At 36.3% G+C, this 813-nt stretch carries 2 protein-coding genes; both read right to left on the bottom strand.

The window, feature by feature from the left end:
• Nucleotides 1–208: 208 nt before the first annotated feature.
• Nucleotides 209–595, bottom strand: coding sequence for a hypothetical protein (locus ACM2FC_RS23520; RefSeq protein WP_498483457.1), 387 nt, complete (start codon nucleotides 593–595; stop codon nucleotides 209–211).
• Between the two features lie 90 nt (nucleotides 596–685).
• Nucleotides 686–796 carry a zinc ribbon domain-containing protein gene (locus tag ACM2FC_RS23515; protein ID WP_498483458.1) on the bottom strand — a complete coding sequence of 37 codons (111 nt, stop codon included), beginning with the start codon at nucleotides 794–796 and terminating at the stop codon, nucleotides 686–688.
• Nucleotides 797–813 lie beyond the last annotated feature (17 nt).

Here is an 813-nt window from a genome sequence, read left to right as displayed (position 1 = left end):
AATCGCCTTATATCCTCCACCTAAAGGAAGAGGTTTTACGGCGTTTTCTGATAAAAGGTGTAGAGTTGACGTGGTTATGCAATAAAGCTCATTGGCTCCATTCACAAAACCACAACATCTACATCATTCAGAGCTTGGAACCAAATATAATTATCTTACGAGCAATGTTTTTATTTACTTAGCTGTGACTCGATAGAGTAGCCATCGGTTACTTTTCGAGTTCTGATTTCTCTATTTCAGATAGGCCTCGTTTGCAAACTTTGACATGTGTTGCGATACCTTCATATCCAAAGTCAGTACGATATTCCCAACGGTATCCGGTATAACCTCCAAACGCATTCTTTACATTTCGTAAAACACAATAGCCTGTGCTCTCGGGTTGGCGCTTATGACCTAATTTCCAATACATAAACATATCTTTATATTGGACGCTACCTGGATCCTTCATCCTATTTTCATTTCTCTTGACAAATACTCGCATGTCTTGGGGCATCGTTTTCATTGTAACTCTTTTATATTCATATAAATTATCTGTTTTACTTGAACAACCTACAACAATAAACAAAGCCAATAAGCTTACTAGTGATTTATTCATAAAATCTCCCTTTTTATTTTTCAATTAAATTATAATTAACCACGAATATCAAAAATAAACCTTAAATCCTATCAAAGTTTGAGAATTATCTTAATTTAAGACTAACCCCGCCAGCCCGACGGTTTTTATATTTATTGCTGCGTTAGTATCACGATCATGGTGTGCCTTACATTCAGGACACTCCCAATCACGGACATTCAACGGCAGAGATTCATGTA

Source organism: Vibrio sp. A37 (assembly GCF_059777565.1).
The sequence above is the reverse complement of the archived record's forward strand: the minus strand, read 5'-3'. Positions and strand labels throughout refer to the sequence as shown.